This window comes from Streptomyces sp. NPDC088747 (assembly GCF_044751025.1).
GTDB lineage: Bacteria > Actinomycetota > Actinomycetes > Streptomycetales > Streptomycetaceae > Streptomyces.
The window spans coordinates 53401-68336 of the sequence record NZ_JBIVKZ010000008.1; the positions used below are offsets into that span (position 1 = coordinate 53401).

13 protein-coding genes are annotated in these 14936 nt (G+C 72.7%); 4 read left to right on the forward strand and 9 right to left on the reverse strand.

What is annotated here, in order from left to right; all coding sequences use genetic code 11:
- Position 1: 1 nt before the first annotated feature.
- From ACIP79_RS20115 to ACIP79_RS20135, 5 genes are all read right to left on the reverse strand, one after another.
- Complete coding sequence (locus ACIP79_RS20115; protein WP_401225632.1) at positions 2–1123, reverse strand: hypothetical protein; 1122 nt, start codon at positions 1121–1123, stop codon at positions 2–4.
- 14 nt (positions 1124–1137) lie between these two features.
- Entirely contained in the window at positions 1138–2181 is a 1044-nt protein-coding gene (locus ACIP79_RS20120) for a hypothetical protein (protein ID WP_401225093.1), read from the reverse strand.
- An 86-nt stretch (positions 2182–2267) separates the two neighbouring features.
- On the reverse strand, positions 2268–2990 hold the full coding sequence (locus ACIP79_RS20125) for an LPXTG cell wall anchor domain-containing protein (RefSeq protein WP_401225095.1): 723 nt from the start codon (positions 2988–2990) through the stop codon (positions 2268–2270).
- A gap of 280 nt (positions 2991–3270) precedes the next feature.
- On the reverse strand, positions 3271–3987 hold the full coding sequence (locus ACIP79_RS20130; protein ID WP_401225098.1) for an ATP-binding protein: 717 nt from the start codon (positions 3985–3987) through the stop codon (positions 3271–3273).
- A 267-nt stretch (positions 3988–4254) separates the two neighbouring features.
- The gene (locus ACIP79_RS20135) at positions 4255–4623 is read right to left on the reverse strand and encodes an STAS domain-containing protein (protein ID WP_383680180.1); all 369 of its coding nucleotides are present in this window, start codon (positions 4621–4623) and stop codon (positions 4255–4257) included.
- 250 nt (positions 4624–4873) lie between these two features.
- Between ACIP79_RS20135 and ACIP79_RS20140 the strand changes: the two genes are divergently transcribed.
- Positions 4874–5767 (forward strand): RNA polymerase sigma factor SigF, encoded by an 894-nt coding sequence (locus tag ACIP79_RS20140; protein ID WP_401225100.1) that lies wholly within the window; start codon positions 4874–4876, stop codon positions 5765–5767.
- Between the two features lie 118 nt (positions 5768–5885).
- Here ACIP79_RS20140 and hutI read toward each other — a convergent pair whose 3' ends face one another.
- Genes hutI through hutU form a run of 4 tightly spaced genes read right to left on the reverse strand, consistent with a single transcriptional unit; the run spans position 5886 to position 11369 of the window.
- Positions 5886–7094, reverse strand: coding sequence for an imidazolonepropionase (hutI, locus tag ACIP79_RS20145; protein ID WP_401225103.1), 1209 nt, complete (start codon positions 7092–7094; stop codon positions 5886–5888).
- A gap of 56 nt (positions 7095–7150) precedes the next feature.
- On the reverse strand, positions 7151–8485 hold the full coding sequence (locus tag ACIP79_RS20150) for a formimidoylglutamate deiminase (protein ID WP_401225105.1): 1335 nt from the start codon (positions 8483–8485) through the stop codon (positions 7151–7153).
- The gene (locus ACIP79_RS20155) at positions 8482–9699 is read right to left on the reverse strand and encodes an allantoate amidohydrolase (RefSeq protein ID WP_401225107.1); all 1218 of its coding nucleotides are present in this window, start codon (positions 9697–9699) and stop codon (positions 8482–8484) included. The genes ACIP79_RS20150 and ACIP79_RS20155 overlap by 4 nt, the downstream gene beginning before the upstream one ends.
- Positions 9696–11369: a urocanate hydratase gene (hutU, locus tag ACIP79_RS20160; RefSeq protein ID WP_401225109.1), complete on the reverse strand. Its 1674-nt coding sequence runs from the start codon at positions 11367–11369 to the stop codon at positions 9696–9698. The genes ACIP79_RS20155 and hutU overlap by 4 nt, the downstream gene beginning before the upstream one ends.
- Positions 11370–11840: 471 nt before the next feature.
- On the opposite strand from hutU, the gene ACIP79_RS20165 reads away from it, so the two are divergent.
- The 3 genes from ACIP79_RS20165 to ACIP79_RS20175 all read left to right on the forward strand — a co-directional run bounded on the left by ACIP79_RS20165 (position 11841) and on the right by ACIP79_RS20175 (position 14928).
- Positions 11841–13211 (forward strand): diaminopimelate decarboxylase, encoded by a 1371-nt coding sequence (locus ACIP79_RS20165; protein ID WP_401225634.1) that lies wholly within the window; start codon positions 11841–11843, stop codon positions 13209–13211.
- Positions 13212–13720: 509 nt separating this feature from the next.
- Positions 13721–14119 (forward strand): hypothetical protein, encoded by a 399-nt coding sequence (locus ACIP79_RS20170; RefSeq protein ID WP_383680192.1) that lies wholly within the window; start codon positions 13721–13723, stop codon positions 14117–14119.
- The gene (locus ACIP79_RS20175) at positions 14116–14928 is read left to right on the forward strand and encodes a transcriptional regulator (protein WP_401225111.1); all 813 of its coding nucleotides are present in this window, start codon (positions 14116–14118) and stop codon (positions 14926–14928) included. Before ACIP79_RS20170 ends, ACIP79_RS20175 begins: the two co-directional genes overlap by 4 nt.
- Positions 14929–14936: the final 8 nt, after the last annotated feature.

Genomic DNA, 14936 nt, shown 5'->3' on the forward strand with positions numbered 1-14936 from the left:
CTCACGTGTTGCCCTTCCTCGTGGGGGTGTTCGGACTGTTCTCGTGCGGTGCGGAGAGCTGACCGGCCGCCGGGATCCCCGGATCGCTGTCCGGCGTGAACCATGGGAGGGTCCTTGCCGGATCGCGAGACGCGGGCGGGGTCGGAGTCGGATTCGTGGGTGATCCCGGTGCCGCGGAACGGCTCGGACTCGGTGTCCGGCGGGTGAGTTCGGGAAGGCGCAGGCCCCGGTGGCGGCTGCCTCGGCCGGCGGTCCTGCGGGGGCGCAGCCGGTCCACCCCGGCCATGGCGACGCGGAACACCGCGGCCGGTACGACCACCGCGAGCATGATCCAGAACAGCGTCACGCCCCAGGGGCGGCCCACGCCCCACGGGTGCTCGGCGAGCATCTTCCCGCCGTACTTCAGCGAGACGGTGTAGTCGCCGTGCGCCCCGGCCGCGAGTTCCACGGGGAGTTCGATCTTCGCCCGCCTGCCGGGCGCGATGGTGCCGCGCCACTGCTGTTCCTCCCAGCGTGGGGCGAACACGCCGTGCGAGGTGCCCACTTGGAAGACGGGGTCCTTGACGGCGGCGGTGCCGACGTTGCCGACCGTGAAGACGAGGGTGCGCGCGGGCGGGGAGCCGAACGAGGTGAGCAGTCCGCTCGAACCGTCGAGCCGGGTGTCCGTGAGCACCGAGAGCCGCGCGCCGCTCTCCTCCTCGGGCAACGGCTCGACCGAGTGCCCGGCGACCATGAAGATGGCGTCCGCCTGCGCCTTCTCCCCCGTGACCGTGGCGACGTGCACCACGCACGGGCACGGCTCGGGCGGTTCGACGACCGGCAGTTCCCTGCGGAAGCCGCCCTTCGTGTCGGTGGTGACGGCCCGGCCGTCCGCGTTGGCACAGGAGTTGGTGCCGCCGACCACGCCGCGGGACGGCACCGACTGGCCGCAGATCAGCATCATCAGCAGCGCTTTCGGCCGCCATCCGGTGCCGGTGACGGTGATCGAACCGCCCGTCCCGGCCTCCGACCTGGACAGCCGGACGGAGGGCTTGTCCGCGCCGGCCGCGGGGCTCGCGGCGAAGGGCAGCACGGAGAGCGCCAGCACCACCGCCAGCGCCGTGATCCGCGCTCTGCCGCCCACGAAGTCCACCACGCTCACGACACGGCTCCCGTCAACTCGTCCTCCGCGCACGCCTGTTCACACGCCTCACGGTCCGGCGCCGGGCGTCGTCCGCCACCCGGGAAACGCGGTCCGCCACCCGGCAAACGCCTTCCGTCGCTCGGGAAACGCCTTCCGTCCCGCCGCGCGCCGTCCGTCACGGGCCCCCCGCGACGTCGTACGACGAGCAAGGCCGCGATGATCGCGAGCGCGCCCCCGATCCCCGCCACCGCGCTCCTCGGCACGAACGTCACCGACGCGGACCCCGTGTCGCGCGCGCCGCCCGCGGCCGTCACGGTCAGCCGCACGTCGACCGAGTCCAGCGCCGGGGTGTCACGCCACGGTTCGCCGAGCGTGACGCGGCGGCCGGGCAGGAGTTCGACGGGCAGGGTGCGTCGGGCACGGTCGAGGACCTCGCCGAAGGCGCCCTCGGCGTGGACGGCGAGTTCGGGGGTGAGGACGGTGGTGCCGCGGTTGACCAGCTCGTAGGAGATCCGGCCCTCGCGCACGGTGACGTGCTCGACGGTGAGCGCCGACAACGCGGGTCCGGCCACCCGCAGTTGGACCCGCACCGCCGAGGTCCGTCCGGCGCCGCTCGCGACGATCGCGCCCGGATGGTCGCCGGGCGCCGCCCCGGCCGGGACGCTCAGGGTGAAGGGGACGTCGGCGCGGGTGTGCGCGGGGACGCGCACGGACACCGAGTCCACCGGGACCCGTTTTCCGTCCGCCCGGCCCGCGAAGCTGATCCACGCGCCGGTGTCCGCGGCCTTCTCCCGGAGTGTGAACACGCCGTCCGCGGTGTCGGCCCACTCACCGTCCACGCCGCGCAGCCGGACGGTGAGCGGCCCGTCGCCCGGGTTCAGCACGGACACCGAGTCCTGGAGGACCGTGCCTGGGGCGCCCTCCGCGTACACGTACGGCCGCCCCCGCGGCCCGTTCGCGGACGGCACGACGGACCAGCCGTCGGCGGCCACGGCCATCGGCGCGGCGCCCAACAGCAGTGCGGTCAGGCCCAGTACACGGGTGACGGCGTAGGGCATCAGCGGCTCCCGTTCGGAAGGGACGGCAGGCGGGGCCTCGTCGCGAAGCGGTGGTCACGTGACGGGTGGCGCCGCGAACCGGTGGGTCAGCGGCGGGCCGCCTGATGCCTGCGGGTCAGCCACAGCACGCCCGCCGCGCCCGTGAGCAGCACCGTGCCGCCGAGCGTGCCGAGGGCGATCGCGGAGTCCTCGGGGCCGGTCCGCGGGAGTTCGGCACCGGATTCCGGACCGCTCTGCGGCTCGCCCGAGCCCGAACCGCCGCCGCTGCCACTGCCGTTACCGCCGCCGCCCGCCGCCGTGACGTCGAGGGTGAGTGAGGGTCCCGGGCTGTTCGACGGGGTGCAGGTGGTCGTCGTGCCCAGCGCCTTGATGGTCAGCACGCCCGCGGTGAAGGTGACCGAGCCGGTCTTCTTCGGGGTGTACGTGCCGCTCAAGTCACTGATCTTGATGGGGGTGTTGGCGGGGATCGCCGCCGCGTTGGCCGGGCCGCTCACGGTCACCGTGCCGCTGTCCGCGCCGCCCACCTTGATCACGGCGCTCGGGCTCATCGCCCCCTTGCCCAGTTCCACCGGGCTGGAGGAGACGCCCTTCTGCCAGGACATGGTGAGCCGGTACCCGCTGCCGCTCTTCTCGCTCCTGATGTCGATCGGCGAGACGGCGCTCTTGTCGCCGATCGGCGTCTTGCACTGGTAGTTGACGTCCACCACGTCGGCGTGGGCGGCGGGGGCGGCCGTCAGCACCGCGGAGCCGGCCAGGGCCGCGGCGAACGCGAACGCGGCGGTTCGTTTCTGGTACGTCCGGTACGACACCTCGAAGCCTCATTCCTGACAGGACATCTGACGGAACATCAGATCGGCCGTCAAGGTACGCCCGGGGTCCTGCGGAGGGAAGACAAAGCGCGCGCCGGATGTGAGGAGATCCGGCGCGCGGGTGATGACGCACGGGTACGCGGGTGATGACGTACGGGTACGCGGGTGATGACGCACGGGTGCGCGCGTGATGACGCACAGGTGCGCATGCGATGACGTACGGGACGGGTGCGCACGCGGGTTCGAAGCGCGGGCGGCCCTGGGGCGGGGGCCGGCCGGGTTAGGCGGGTGCTCCGAGTTCGGCCCAGACGGTCTTGCCCGCGACGCCCGGGACGCGGACGACTCCCCAGTCCAGGCACAGTCGCTGCACGATGAACATGCCGTGCCCGCCGGGGCGGCCGGCGCGGTGCGGGGTGCGCGGTGCGGGCTGGCCGGCGCCGCGGTCGGAGACCTCGACGCGGAACACCTTCTTGTCGCAGGCGATCCGGAGTTCCTCCGGGCCCTCCGCGTGCAGGCAGGCGTTGGTCACGAGTTCGGAGACGACCAGGAGGATGTCCTCGGCGGCTGCGCGGCGGTCGGCGCTCTCGGCGGGCAGCCAGCCCCACGCGTACAGCGCCTGGCGGGCGAAGTCGCGGGCGAGCGGCACGACGCCGCTCTGGTCCTCGAAGCTCAGCGTGCGGACCTGCCGGCCGGGGCCGGGCTCGGTTCCGCCGCCGGCGCCCGCGTCGGTGCCCGCTCCGGCTCCGGCATCACTGCCCGTTCCGGCATCGCTGCCCGTTCCGGCGCCGATGGCCGTGGCCGCGCCGGCGTCGGCGCCGATCACGCCGCCGACGGGGGGCGTGCTGCCGCCGACGTCGCCGGTGCCGCCGTCAGCGCCCGTGCCGACGGAGGAGACGGCCGCGCCACCTGGGGACACGCCGGTGCCGGTCACCGCGGAAGCGCCGTCGCCCGACTCCGGGCCGCGGTCTCCCGGCGGGTATGGCCGGGTGGTGCTCATCAGCGCTTCACCTCACCGATTCACCAGTTCACAAATCAAGACTCAGCACTCAGTACGTAGATCCAGGGCGCGTCCGCGCCGACGGCTGACCGACCGATCCGCCCGCGGCGCGCCCGCCACCGGAGCGGCCGACATATCCAGGATGTCTCCTGCCCGGCCGAACCATCCGAACACCCAATTATTCGACCCGAAACCTGTGACGCGCGTAACCCGCTGATCACACTGGGACAACCAGGGCATCACTTCGAGACGATCCACCCGGCCCGCCTAGTCGGCCAGGGCCGCGGCGAGGGTGTCGTGGATGGTGAAAACGGCCTCCGCCCCGGTGATCTCGAAGACCCGTGCCACCACCGGCAGCATCGCCGCGAGGTGGACCCCGCCACCCGCGGCCTCGGCCTTCAGCCGGGCGCTGAGCAGCACATTGAGTCCGGTGGAGTCACAGAACTCCAGGCGCGAGCAGTCGACGACCAGTCGCGCATACCCCTTTTCGAGGCAGTCGTCGAGTGGCTCACGCAACAAATCAGCCGTGTGGTGATCGAGCTCACCCGCGGGGGTTACGACGGCGCTGGGGCCCTCTTCCCGCACTTCGACAAGAAGCCGGCCCGACTGGGCGCTGCCGACTGTCCCGCGGTCCATGCCGTCTCTCTCCTGAGCGTCGTGACTGCTGATGCAAGCACTCGAACACTACGCCTTCTCTACACACCCTGACACCCGAACAACCGCCTAGAAACGGACATTTCATAACTAAGCACACTTGCAACAACGGAGTCGGAGCGGGTAGGGCTAGTAGCGACACCTATTCAACCCGACCGGCTTCGGAGGCGCCGCACACCGCAGTGCACGCATTGGCATCGGCGGCCATATGCCGAGAACGATGGAGGACACCATGTCACCCCGGCTCGACGAATCGCATACCCAGACGGCGACGTCGGCTCCCCCTCCGGCACACCAGCGGCTCCTCGGGGAAACCGACGGACTCGCGGGACTCCCGGAGATCCCCCCCTTCGACCAGGTGGGGCCAGTGGACGCACGGGCCCTGTCCAAGACCCTCTTCGAGCGGCTGGAGTCCCTCGAAGAAGGCACCTACGAATACTCGTACGTCCGCAACACGCTGGTCGAACTCAACCTCGCGCTGGTCAAGTTCGCCGCCTCTCGGTTCCGCTCCCGCAGCGAACCGATGGAGGACATCATCCAGGTCGGCACCATCGGCCTGATCAAGGCGATCGACCGTTTCGAGATGAGCCGCGGCGTCGAGTTCCCCACCTTCGCGATGCCGACCATCATCGGCGAGATCAAGCGCTTCTTCCGCGACACGTCGTGGTCGGTGCGCGTACCGCGCAGGCTTCAGGAACTCCGCCTCGACCTGGCCAAGGCGGGCGACGAACTCGCCCAGAAGCTCGATCGTGCTCCGACGGTGGGAGAGCTGGCGGAGCGCCTGGGCCTCTCCAACGAAGAGGTCGTCGAGGGCATGGCCGCCTCGAACGCCTACACGGCCAGTTCGCTGGACGCGCAGCCCGAGGAGGACGACTCCGAGGGCGCGCTCGCGGACCGCATCGGCTACGAGGACAACGGCCTCGAAGGCATCGAGTACGTGGAGTCCCTGCGGCCGCTGATCGCCGAACTCCCGTCCCGTGACCGCCAGATCCTCTCGCTCCGCTTCGTCGCCAACATGACGCAGTCGGAGATCGGCGAAGAACTCGGCATCTCCCAGATGCACGTCTCCCGGCTGCTCTCCCGCACCCTGGTGCGACTGCGCAGGGGACTGACCGTCGAGGAGTGAGCGTCCAGGAGTGAGCGTCAGGAGTGACGGTTCTCCGTCCTCCGTCCTCCGACCGCGAAGGCCGCCGAAGGCTGTGACCGCGCCCGGCACCCCCGACACCCGGGGGTGCCGGGCGCGGTCACAGCTTGGCCGGCACCCCCTGGCTGACCGGAGCCCCGCGCCGCCAGACCTCGGAGACGAGCGGGACGCCCGGCCGGTAGGCGAGGTGGACATGGCTCGGTGCGTCGAGGAAGGCGAGGTCGGCGTAGGCGCCCGGGGTCAGCGTGCCGATGTCCGTGCGCCGCAGTGCCCGTGCTCCGCCCGCCGTGGCCGACCAGAGTGCCTCGTCCGGGGTCATCCCCATGTCCCGTACCGCCAGCGCGACGCAGAACGGCACGGACGAGGTGAAGGACGAGCCCGGATTGCAGTCGGTGGACAGGGCCACGGTGACGCCCGCGTCCAGCAGCCGGCGCGCGTCCGGCCACTGGGCGCGGGTGGAGAACTCGGCGCCCGGCAGGAGGGTCGCGACGGTGTTCCCACTGGCCAGGGCGTCCACGTCGGCGTCCGTGAGGTGCGTGCAGTGGTCCGCGCTCGCCGCGTCCAGCTCGACCGCGAGCTGGACGCCGGGGCCGTAGGAGAGCTGGTTGGCGTGGATCCGCGGGTGCAGGCCCTTCGCCCGGCCCGCCGTGAGGATCGCGCGCGCCTGGTCGCCGTCGAAGGCGCCCTTCTCGCAGAAGACGTCGATCCAACTGGCGTACGGGGCACAGGCGTCGAGCATCTCGCCGGTCACCAGGGCCACGTACGCGGCCGGGTCGTCGGCGTAGTCGGGCGACACGATGTGCGCGCCGAGGTAGGTGACCTCGTCGGTGTGCGCCGCCGCGATGCGCAGCGCCCGTGCCTCGTCCGCGACCGTTAGGCCGTAGCCCGACTTCGTCTCGAAGGTGGTGGTGCCCTGGCGCAGGGCCTCGCGGAGGTAGTGCGTGAGGTTGCGTTCCAGGTCCTCGTCGGAGGCGGCGCGGGTGGCGGCGACGGTGGTGCGGATGCCGCCTGCGGAGTAGGCGCGGCCCGACATGCGGGCGTTGAACTCCTGGGTGCGGTCGCCCGCGAAGACGAGGTGCGAGTGGGAGTCCACGAAGCCCGGGATCACCGCCCGGCCACCGGCGTCGACCCGATTGTCAGTGGCGGGTGCTTTTCTTGATTCACCGGTCCACGCGACGCGGTCGCCCTCGATGACGAGGGCCGCGTCCTGGATCAGACCGAGCGGGGAGCTGTCCCCGAGGGAGGGGTCGTTGGTGACCAGCGCTGCGATGTTGGTGATGACGGTGGTGGTTGCGGTCGTGCTGCTCATGGCGTCCTCGTGGAGGCTCGGGCCGCGGCGGGCGGCGGTGACTGCTCGGGCGGCGCTCAGGCGCGCAGGGCGTCGATGGCGTCCGCGAGAGCCCTCGGCACATCGGGGACGAGAGCGTGCACACCGTCCCGTACGACGTGCCGCCCGGCCACGACCGTGTGGCGTACGTCGGCCGCGGTCGCGGCGAATACGGCTGTCTCGGCACCCAGGCGCGGCAGCGGCCCCGCTGTTCTGACCGAGTCGAGGGCGATCGTCGTGAAGTCGGCGAGCGCGCCCGGCTCCAGGGTGCCCGCGCCGTCCCAGCCGAGGGCCGCGTGGCCGTCGGCGGAGGCGGCGCGCAGCAGCGCCGCGGCCGTCCAGTGGCCGCGGGTGCGGGTGCGCAGGCGCTCGTTCAGCTCCAGCGCGCGGGCCTCTTCGAGCAGGTCGACGACGGCGTGGCTGTCGGAGCCGAGGGAGAGCGGCGAGCCCGCGTTCTGGAGGGCGACGGCGGGGCCGATGCCGTCGGCCAGGTCCCGCTCGGTGGTCGGGCACATGCAGGTTCCGGTGCCTGAGCCGCCGATGAGGGCGATGTCCTGAGCCGTGAGGTGCGTGCTGTGGACGCCGGTGGTGCGCGGGCCGAGGACGCCGTGGTCGGCGAGCAGCTGGGTGGGGGTGCGGCCGTGCGCCGCCTGGCAGGCGTCGTTCTCCGCGGTCTGCTCGGACAGGTGCACATGGAGCGGGGCCCGCCGCTCCTCGGCCCAGCGCGCCACCGTCGCCAGCTGCCCGGCGGGCACGGCCCGCACCGAGTGGACGGCCGCCCCGATCCGCGCGTGATCACGGTCCTTGAGAAGTGAAGAGCGTTCCGCCCAGGCGTCCGCGCTGCCGTCGGAGAAGCGGAGCTGGTGCCGGTTCGGGGGTTGTCCGAAGCCCGCGGAGACGTACGCGGTGTCGAGGAGGGTGATCCTGATGCCGGCCTCGCCCGCCGCCTCGACGAGCGCCTCGCCCATCGCGTTCGGGTCGGCGTACCGGGTGCCGCCGGGCGCGTGGTGCACGTAGTGGAACTCACCCACCGCCGTGATCCCGGCGAGCGCCATCTCCGCGTACACGGCTCGGGCGAGGGCGTGGTAGGTCTCCGGGGTCAGCCTGTCCGCGAAGTTGTACATGATCTCGCGCCAGGTCCAGAAGGTGCCGGAGCCGACCTGGACGGTGCCGCGCAGTGCGCGGTGGAAGGCGTGGCTGTGCGCGTTCGCGAGCCCGGGAAGGGTGAGGCCGCGGAGGGTCTCGGCGCCGGGCGGCGGGGTGTCGGCGCCGGTGCGGACGGCGGTGATCCGACCGTCCGTCACCTCCAGGGCCACGCCCGGCTCGACGTGGGTGCCGAGCCAGGCGTGTTCCAGCCAGTACGTCTGCGTCACCTGCGGACCAGCCCTTCGAGTACGTCGGCGAGTGCGGTCACCCCGGCCACGCAGTCGTCCTCGGCGGCGTACTCGGCCGGGGAGTGCGAGACGCCCGTGGGGTTGCGTACGAACAGCATGGCGGTCGGGACGGTCCCGGAGAGGATTCCGGCGTCGTGTCCGGCGCCGGTGCCCAGGACCGGGACCCGCAGGTCCGCCTCCTTGCCCAGGATCCGGGCGAGTTCGTCGCGCAGCGCGTGCTCGAACTCGACGACGGGGGTGAAGGACTCCCGGACGACGTCGAGTTCGACGCCCTGTGCCTCGGCGTACTCGCGGGCCGCCTTCTCGATGCCGGTGACGACCGTGTCCAGGCCTGCCTGGTCGGCGGCGCGGGAGTCGAGCCAGCCGCGCACCAGGGAGGGGACGGCGTTCACCCCGTTCGGTTCGACGGCGATCTTGCCGAAGGTGGCGACGGCGCCGGCGAGCTGTGCCTCGCGGCGGGCGGCCAGGACTGTCTCGGCGTACGGCAGCATCGGGTCGCGGCGGTCCACGAGCCGGGTGGTGCCCGCGTGGTTGGCCTCGCCGCGGAAGTCGAACCGCCAGCGGCCGTGCGGCCAGATGGCGCTCGCGATGCCGACGCGGTCGCCGGAGAGGTCGAGGGCGCGGCCCTGTTCGACGTGCAGCTCGACGAAGGCGCCGATGCGGGCGAGCCGTTCGGGATCGGGGCCGATGGTGTCGGGGTCGTAACCGGCCCTTTCCATCGCCTGCGGCAGGGTGATGCCGTCGGCGTCGGTCAGCCGGTGCGCCTGCTCGGCCGTGAGCTGCCCGGCGGCGAGCCGCGACCCGACACAGGCGAGCCCGAACCGCGCGCCCTCCTCGTCACCGAAGTTCACGATGGCGAGGGGCCGGTCGAACCGCGTACGGCGGGCGCGCAGTTCGTCGAGGGCGGCGAAGGACGACACCACGCCGAGGGGCCCGTCGAAGGCGCCGCCGTCCGGCACGGAGTCGAGGTGGGACCCGGTGACGACGGCGTCGCCTTCGGCGGGGTCGCCGAGCCAGGCCCACTGGTTGCCGTTCCGGTCGAGCTCGTAGTCGAGGCCGCGGGTCTCGGCCTGCGTCCTGAACCACGCCCGGCAGTCGGCGTCCGCGGCCGTCCACGCGAACCTGCGGTAGCCGCCGGAGGCGGAACCGCGGCCGATCGGCAGCAGCTCCGCCCACATGCTGTGGAAGGTCACGCGGCGCCGCCCTCGTCGCCTTCGCGCATCGGGACGCGCACACCACGCTCGTCGGCGACGGACTCGGCGATGTCGTATCCGGCGTCCACGTGCCGGATGACGCCCATGCCGGGGTCGTTCGTCAGTACCCGGCGGATCTTCTCGCCGGCGAGCGGGGTGCCGTCGGCGACGGTGACCTGGCCGGCGTGGATGGAGCGGCCCATGCCGACGCCGCCGCCGTGGTGGATGGAGACCCAGGACGCGCCGGAGGCGACGTTCACCATGGCGTTCAGCAGCGGCCAGTCGGCGATCGCGTCGGAGCCGTCGAGCATGGCCTCCGTCTCACGGTACGGGGAGGCGACGGAGCCGCAGTCGAGGTGGTCGCGGCCGATCGCGAGGGGCGCCGCGAGTTCGCCGGAGGCGACCATGTCGTTGAAGCGCTCACCGGCCCTGTCGCGTTCGCCGTAGCCGAGCCAGCAGATGCGGGCGGGCAGGCCCTGGAAGTGGACGCGCTCACCGGCCAGCTTGATCCAGCGGTGCAGGGACTCGTTCTCAGGGAAGAGGTCGAGGATCGCCTTGTCGGTCTTGTGGATGTCGGAGGCCTCGCCGGAGAGGGCGGCCCAGCGGAAGGGGCCCTTGCCCTCGGAGAAGAGCGGGCGGATGTAGGCGGGGACGAAGCCGGGGAAGGCGAACGCCCGCTCGTACCCGGCGAGTTTGGCCTCGCCGCGGATCGAGTTGCCGTAGTCGAAGACCTCGGCGCCGGCGTCCATGAAGCCGACCATGGCCTCGACGTGCCGGGCCATCGACTCCCGGGCGCGGGTGGTGAACCCGGCCGGGTCCTTCGCGGCGTACCCGGCCATGTCGTCGAGGTCGACGCCGGCGGGGAGGTAGGCCAGCGGGTCGTGGGCCGAGGTCTGGTCGGTCACGATGTCGATGGGGGCGCCCTCGGCGAGCATGCGCGGGAGCAGCTCCGCGGCGTTGCCGAGCAGGCCGATCGAGAGGGGGCGGCGGGCGTCACGGGCCTCGACGGCGAGCTGGAGCGCGTGCTCCAGGGAGTCGGCCTTCACGTCGAGGTAGCGGTGCTCGATGCGGCGCTCGATGGCACGCGGGTCGACGTCGATACAGATCGCGACACCGTCGTTCATCGTCACGGCGAGCGGCTGGGCGCCGCCCATCCCGCCGAGGCCGGCGGTCAGGGTGATCGTGCCGGCCAGCGTGCCGCCGAACTTCTTCGCGGCGACCGCGGAGAACGTCTCGTAGGTGCCCTGGAGGATGCCCTGGGTGCCGATGTAGATCCACGAACCGGCCGTCATCTGGCCGTACATGGTGAGGCCGAGGGCCTCCAGACGGCGGAACTCCTCCCAGTTGGCCCAGTCGCCGACCAGGTTGGAGTTGGCGATGAGGACGCGCGGGGCCCACTCGTGGGTCTGCATGACGCCGACCGGGCGGCCGGACTGGACGAGCATCGTCTCGTCCTGCTTGAGGGTCCGCAGGGTGCGCACCATGGCGTCGAAGGAGCGCCAGTCGCGCGCGGCCTTGCCGGTGCCGCCGTAGACGACGAGCTTGTCGGGGTGCTCGGCGACCTCGGGGTCGAGGTTGTTCTGCAACATCCGCAGGGCGGCTTCCTGCTGCCATCCCAGGGCGCTCAGTTCCGTACCGCGCGGCGCTCGTACGGGGCGGGGTCCTGACATGGTCGGCCTCCTGTGCGGACTGTTGCAGTGGATATTCACATCCTGACTTCTTGAATAGAGCTAGTCAATAGATGCATAGGGCAGCGCGGCCGAGCCGGGGGTGTTTGGCTGGTACGTATGGGCGCAGACAGGGGCATGGCGGGGGATCCGGTGAGTGACGAGGCGGAGGGGGCGGGGGTTTCTCCGGTGGGTGCGGGGGGCACTCCGATCGGCGCGGGCTCGTCGAGAGGCGTGGGTGCGGGCTCGTCGGCCGACGCGGGTCTCACGGCCGGCGCGGGTTCCACTACCGGCGCGGGCCCGACGAATGGGGCGGGCTCGTCGGCCGACGCGGGTTCCACGACCGGCGTGGGCCCGTCGAGTGGCGCGGGCTCATCGGCCGACGCCGGTCTCACGGCCGGCGTGGGTTCCACGACCGACGCGGGTTCCACGACCGGCGCGGCGTTCACGACCGGCGCGGGTTTCACAAGCGGCGTGGGTGGCGTCGGCGGGGCCGCCCGGAGCGGTGACGAGGAGGGCGACCGCGTCCTGCGGCGCGACGACGCCGTGCGGGCCGCGGTGGAACAGGGGCTCCTCCCGCAGGGAACCCCCATCGTCGCCCTCCTGGACGTCACCGGCATCCGGGCCTCGGCCGCCGCCCTGCGCGCCGCCTTCGAGGCGGTGACCGCGCCGGGCACCCCGGTGCTGCACGCCTTCGCGGTGAAGGCGACCCCACTCGTGCCCGTACTGCGGCTGCTGCGGGAGCAGGGCATCGGCGCCGAGGTGGCGAGCCCCGGCGAACTCGCGCTCGCCAGGGCCGCCGGGATGACGCCCGCGCACACGGTCCTCGACTCCCCCGCCAAGACACCCGCCGAGCTCAGCGAGGCGTTGGCGCTGGGCATCGCCGTCAACGCGGACAACCCGCAGGAGCTGGACCGTATCGACGCCCTGGTGCGGTCCGGAGAGACCGGCTCCCCGCTCGGGATCCGGGTGAATCCGCAGGTCGGCGGCGGTTCGATCGAAGCGCTCTCCACCGCTACGGCGACCTCCAAGTTCGGGGTGGCGCTGCGGGACGAGGGCGCGCGGGAGTGGATCGTCCGGGCCTACGCCGACCGGCCCTGGCTGACGAGGCTGCACGCGCACACCGGGTCGCAGGGCATCCCGCTGTCACTGATGGCGCGAGGCGTGGCGGAGACGTACGCGCTGGCCGAGGAGATCAACGAGCGGATCGGACGGCGCCAGATCGACACGATCGACATCGGCGGCGGCCTGCCGGTCAACTTCGCCTCCGACGCGACCTGCCCGACGTACGCGCAGTACGCGCGGCTGCTCGCCGAGGTGGTGCCGGGTCTTTTCGACGGGCGGTACGGGCTGGTCACCGAGTTCGGCCGGTCGCTGCTCGCCAAGCACGGGACGGTGCTCGCGCGGGTCGAGTACACGAAGTCCGCCGGGGGCCGGGCGGTCGCGGTCACGCACGCGGGGGTGCAGATCGCCGCCCGCACGGTGTACGCGCCCGCGTCCTGGCCGCTGCGGATCGCCGGGTACGACGCGAAGGGGCGCCCCAAGGAAGGGCCGGACGTCGTCCAGGACATCGCGGGCCCCGCCTGCTTCGCGGGCGACCTCCTCGCCGAGGGCCGCGCTCTGCCGCTCCTCGAACAGGGCGACTTCGCGGCGGCGCTGGACACCGGTGCGTACTACTTCGCGCACCACTACGCCTACAACTCCCTCGCCCGGCCGGGCGTCTACGGCTTCGCACCCGACGGCAGGGGCGGCATCCGTTTCGCCGTCGCCCGGGAACCCCAGACCCTCGACGAGATCGTGGCGGAATCCGGCGGGGCGGGCGCGTCGGCACTCACGGGGCTCTAGGGCCTGTCGTCAAATTCCCGTCTGCCGCGTGACGACAGGCCCCAGGAGCCCGTCCGCCGGTCCCCGTCCGCCCGCGCGTACTCCCCGCTCCGCGGCACGCCGCTACGGCATGCCGCGGCGCACACCCCCGGCCTCGCCCGACACACCTGCGCCCGACGGGCCCGCTCCCGCCAGGCCCGTCCCCGCCACGCAGCCGGGCCGCTGAGCCGCACCCGCCCACAATGCTCAGCCCAGCTCAGCCCAGCACCCGCAGCGTGAACCCCCCGCGGCCACGCCCGTACGACCGCCGACCCGGCGCACAATCACCCCCGCACGCCCCCACGCACTCGCGCGCGCCCCCCGACAAGCCTTCGCGACAGCCGGAACCGGCCGGAAAATATGCTCAGTTGACCCACCTTAGTCACCCGAGGGCATGTTCCACAGGAAAATGCCAGAACCCTCACCCGCGGCGTGCACGTTGCGTAACTTCGGCGTCACTCGGCCGAACCCTTGGCGGGAGGGGAGACACGGTGCCCGGAATCGACGAGTGCCTACTGGAAGCCATGACACTGCCCGGTGCCCGGGGTGCCGCGGTGGTCGACTGGACCAGCGGCCTGGCCCTGGGCACGGTCGGCGACGCACCTGGAGGTGACCACGAGACCACCGCGGCGGAGGCGGCGGAGCTGGCCCGGCTCGCGGCGGAGCACAACGCGTTCGCGCCGGCGGACGGCTCGGACTGGTCCGACCGGGAGACCCCGGTCGAGGACCTGATCATCAGCAACCGGGACAGCTACCACCTGCTGCGTTTCGTGAGCACCACCTTCGACAGCAGCGTGTTCCTGCATCTGTGGCTGGCCCGCTCCGACGGCAACCTCGCGCTGGCCCGCATCCGCCTCGGTGAGCTCGCCGGACGGCTGGTGCTCGGATGACGGCGGTCAGGACACCTCCCCCACCGCACCTCCCGCTGCGGGACAGACCGCCCGACACCGAGGCCGGCGTCTCACCGATGCTGAGCCGGCTCGCCGCCGAGCGGGCCACCGGCGTGCTCATCCGGGAGCGCGGCACGCTCTACCTCGCCGACGGCGAGGTGGTGCACGCCGAGAGTCCCGCCACACCCGGCCTCGACGTGCTGTTCGCCGCCCGCGGGGTGCTGGACCCCGGCGTGTGGCGGGACGCCGTAGCCGCCGCCGGAGCACGCCACCGGGTCGGCCGGTTCCTGGTCGACAGCGGCCGGATAGCGGAAGGCGCGCTGGAGCTGTGCCACCTCGGTTCGCTGTACGACGCGGCGTACTTCGTGCTCGGGCCGAGCAGCACCCCGACCCGCTTCCGGTACGGGGCCGCGCACTGGCTCGGCCCCGTCCGCCCGGTGCCGGTGGCCGCGCTGGCCCGCGAGACCGTGCGCCGCCGCGAGCTGCTGCACCGCATCTGGCCCGACCCGGCGACGGACACCGCGCCGCTGGTGCGCGCCCGGCTCGCCGCCGGGCCGACGGTCCCGCTGCGACAGGAGGCCGTACTGGGCCGGGTGGACGGCGTGCGCACCGCGGCGGACGTCTCGCTCGCGCTGGGGCGGCCCGCCTTCCACACCCTGGTCGACCTGCGCAGGCTGGCCGCAGCCGGGCTCGTGGCGGCGGCGCCCCCGGCGCAGCCGCCTCCGGTGCCCAGCGTGCTCGCGCAGCCGTCGGCCGACCCCGACGTGGCCCTGCTGCGGCGGCTCAGAGACGCATTGGAGGCCCTGTGAGCCCTGAC

Coding starts and splice junctions, on each gene's coding strand:
- ACIP79_RS20120 (WP_401225093.1), bottom strand. CDS start 2,181: ATGCCCTACGCCGTCACCCGTGTACTGGGCCTGACCGCACTGCTGTTG.
- ACIP79_RS20130 (WP_401225098.1), bottom strand. CDS start 3,987: ATGAGCACCACCCGGCCATACCCGCCGGGAGACCGCGGCCCGGAGTCG.
- ACIP79_RS20135 (WP_383680180.1), bottom strand. CDS start 4,623: ATGGACCGCGGGACAGTCGGCAGCGCCCAGTCGGGCCGGCTTCTTGTC.
- ACIP79_RS20140 (WP_401225100.1), top strand. CDS start 4,874: ATGTCACCCCGGCTCGACGAATCGCATACCCAGACGGCGACGTCGGCT.
- hutI (WP_401225103.1), bottom strand. CDS start 7,094: ATGAGCAGCACGACCGCAACCACCACCGTCATCACCAACATCGCAGCG.
- hutU (WP_401225109.1), bottom strand. CDS start 11,369: ATGTCAGGACCCCGCCCCGTACGAGCGCCGCGCGGTACGGAACTGAGC.
- ACIP79_RS20175 (WP_401225111.1), top strand. CDS start 14,116: ATGACGGCGGTCAGGACACCTCCCCCACCGCACCTCCCGCTGCGGGAC.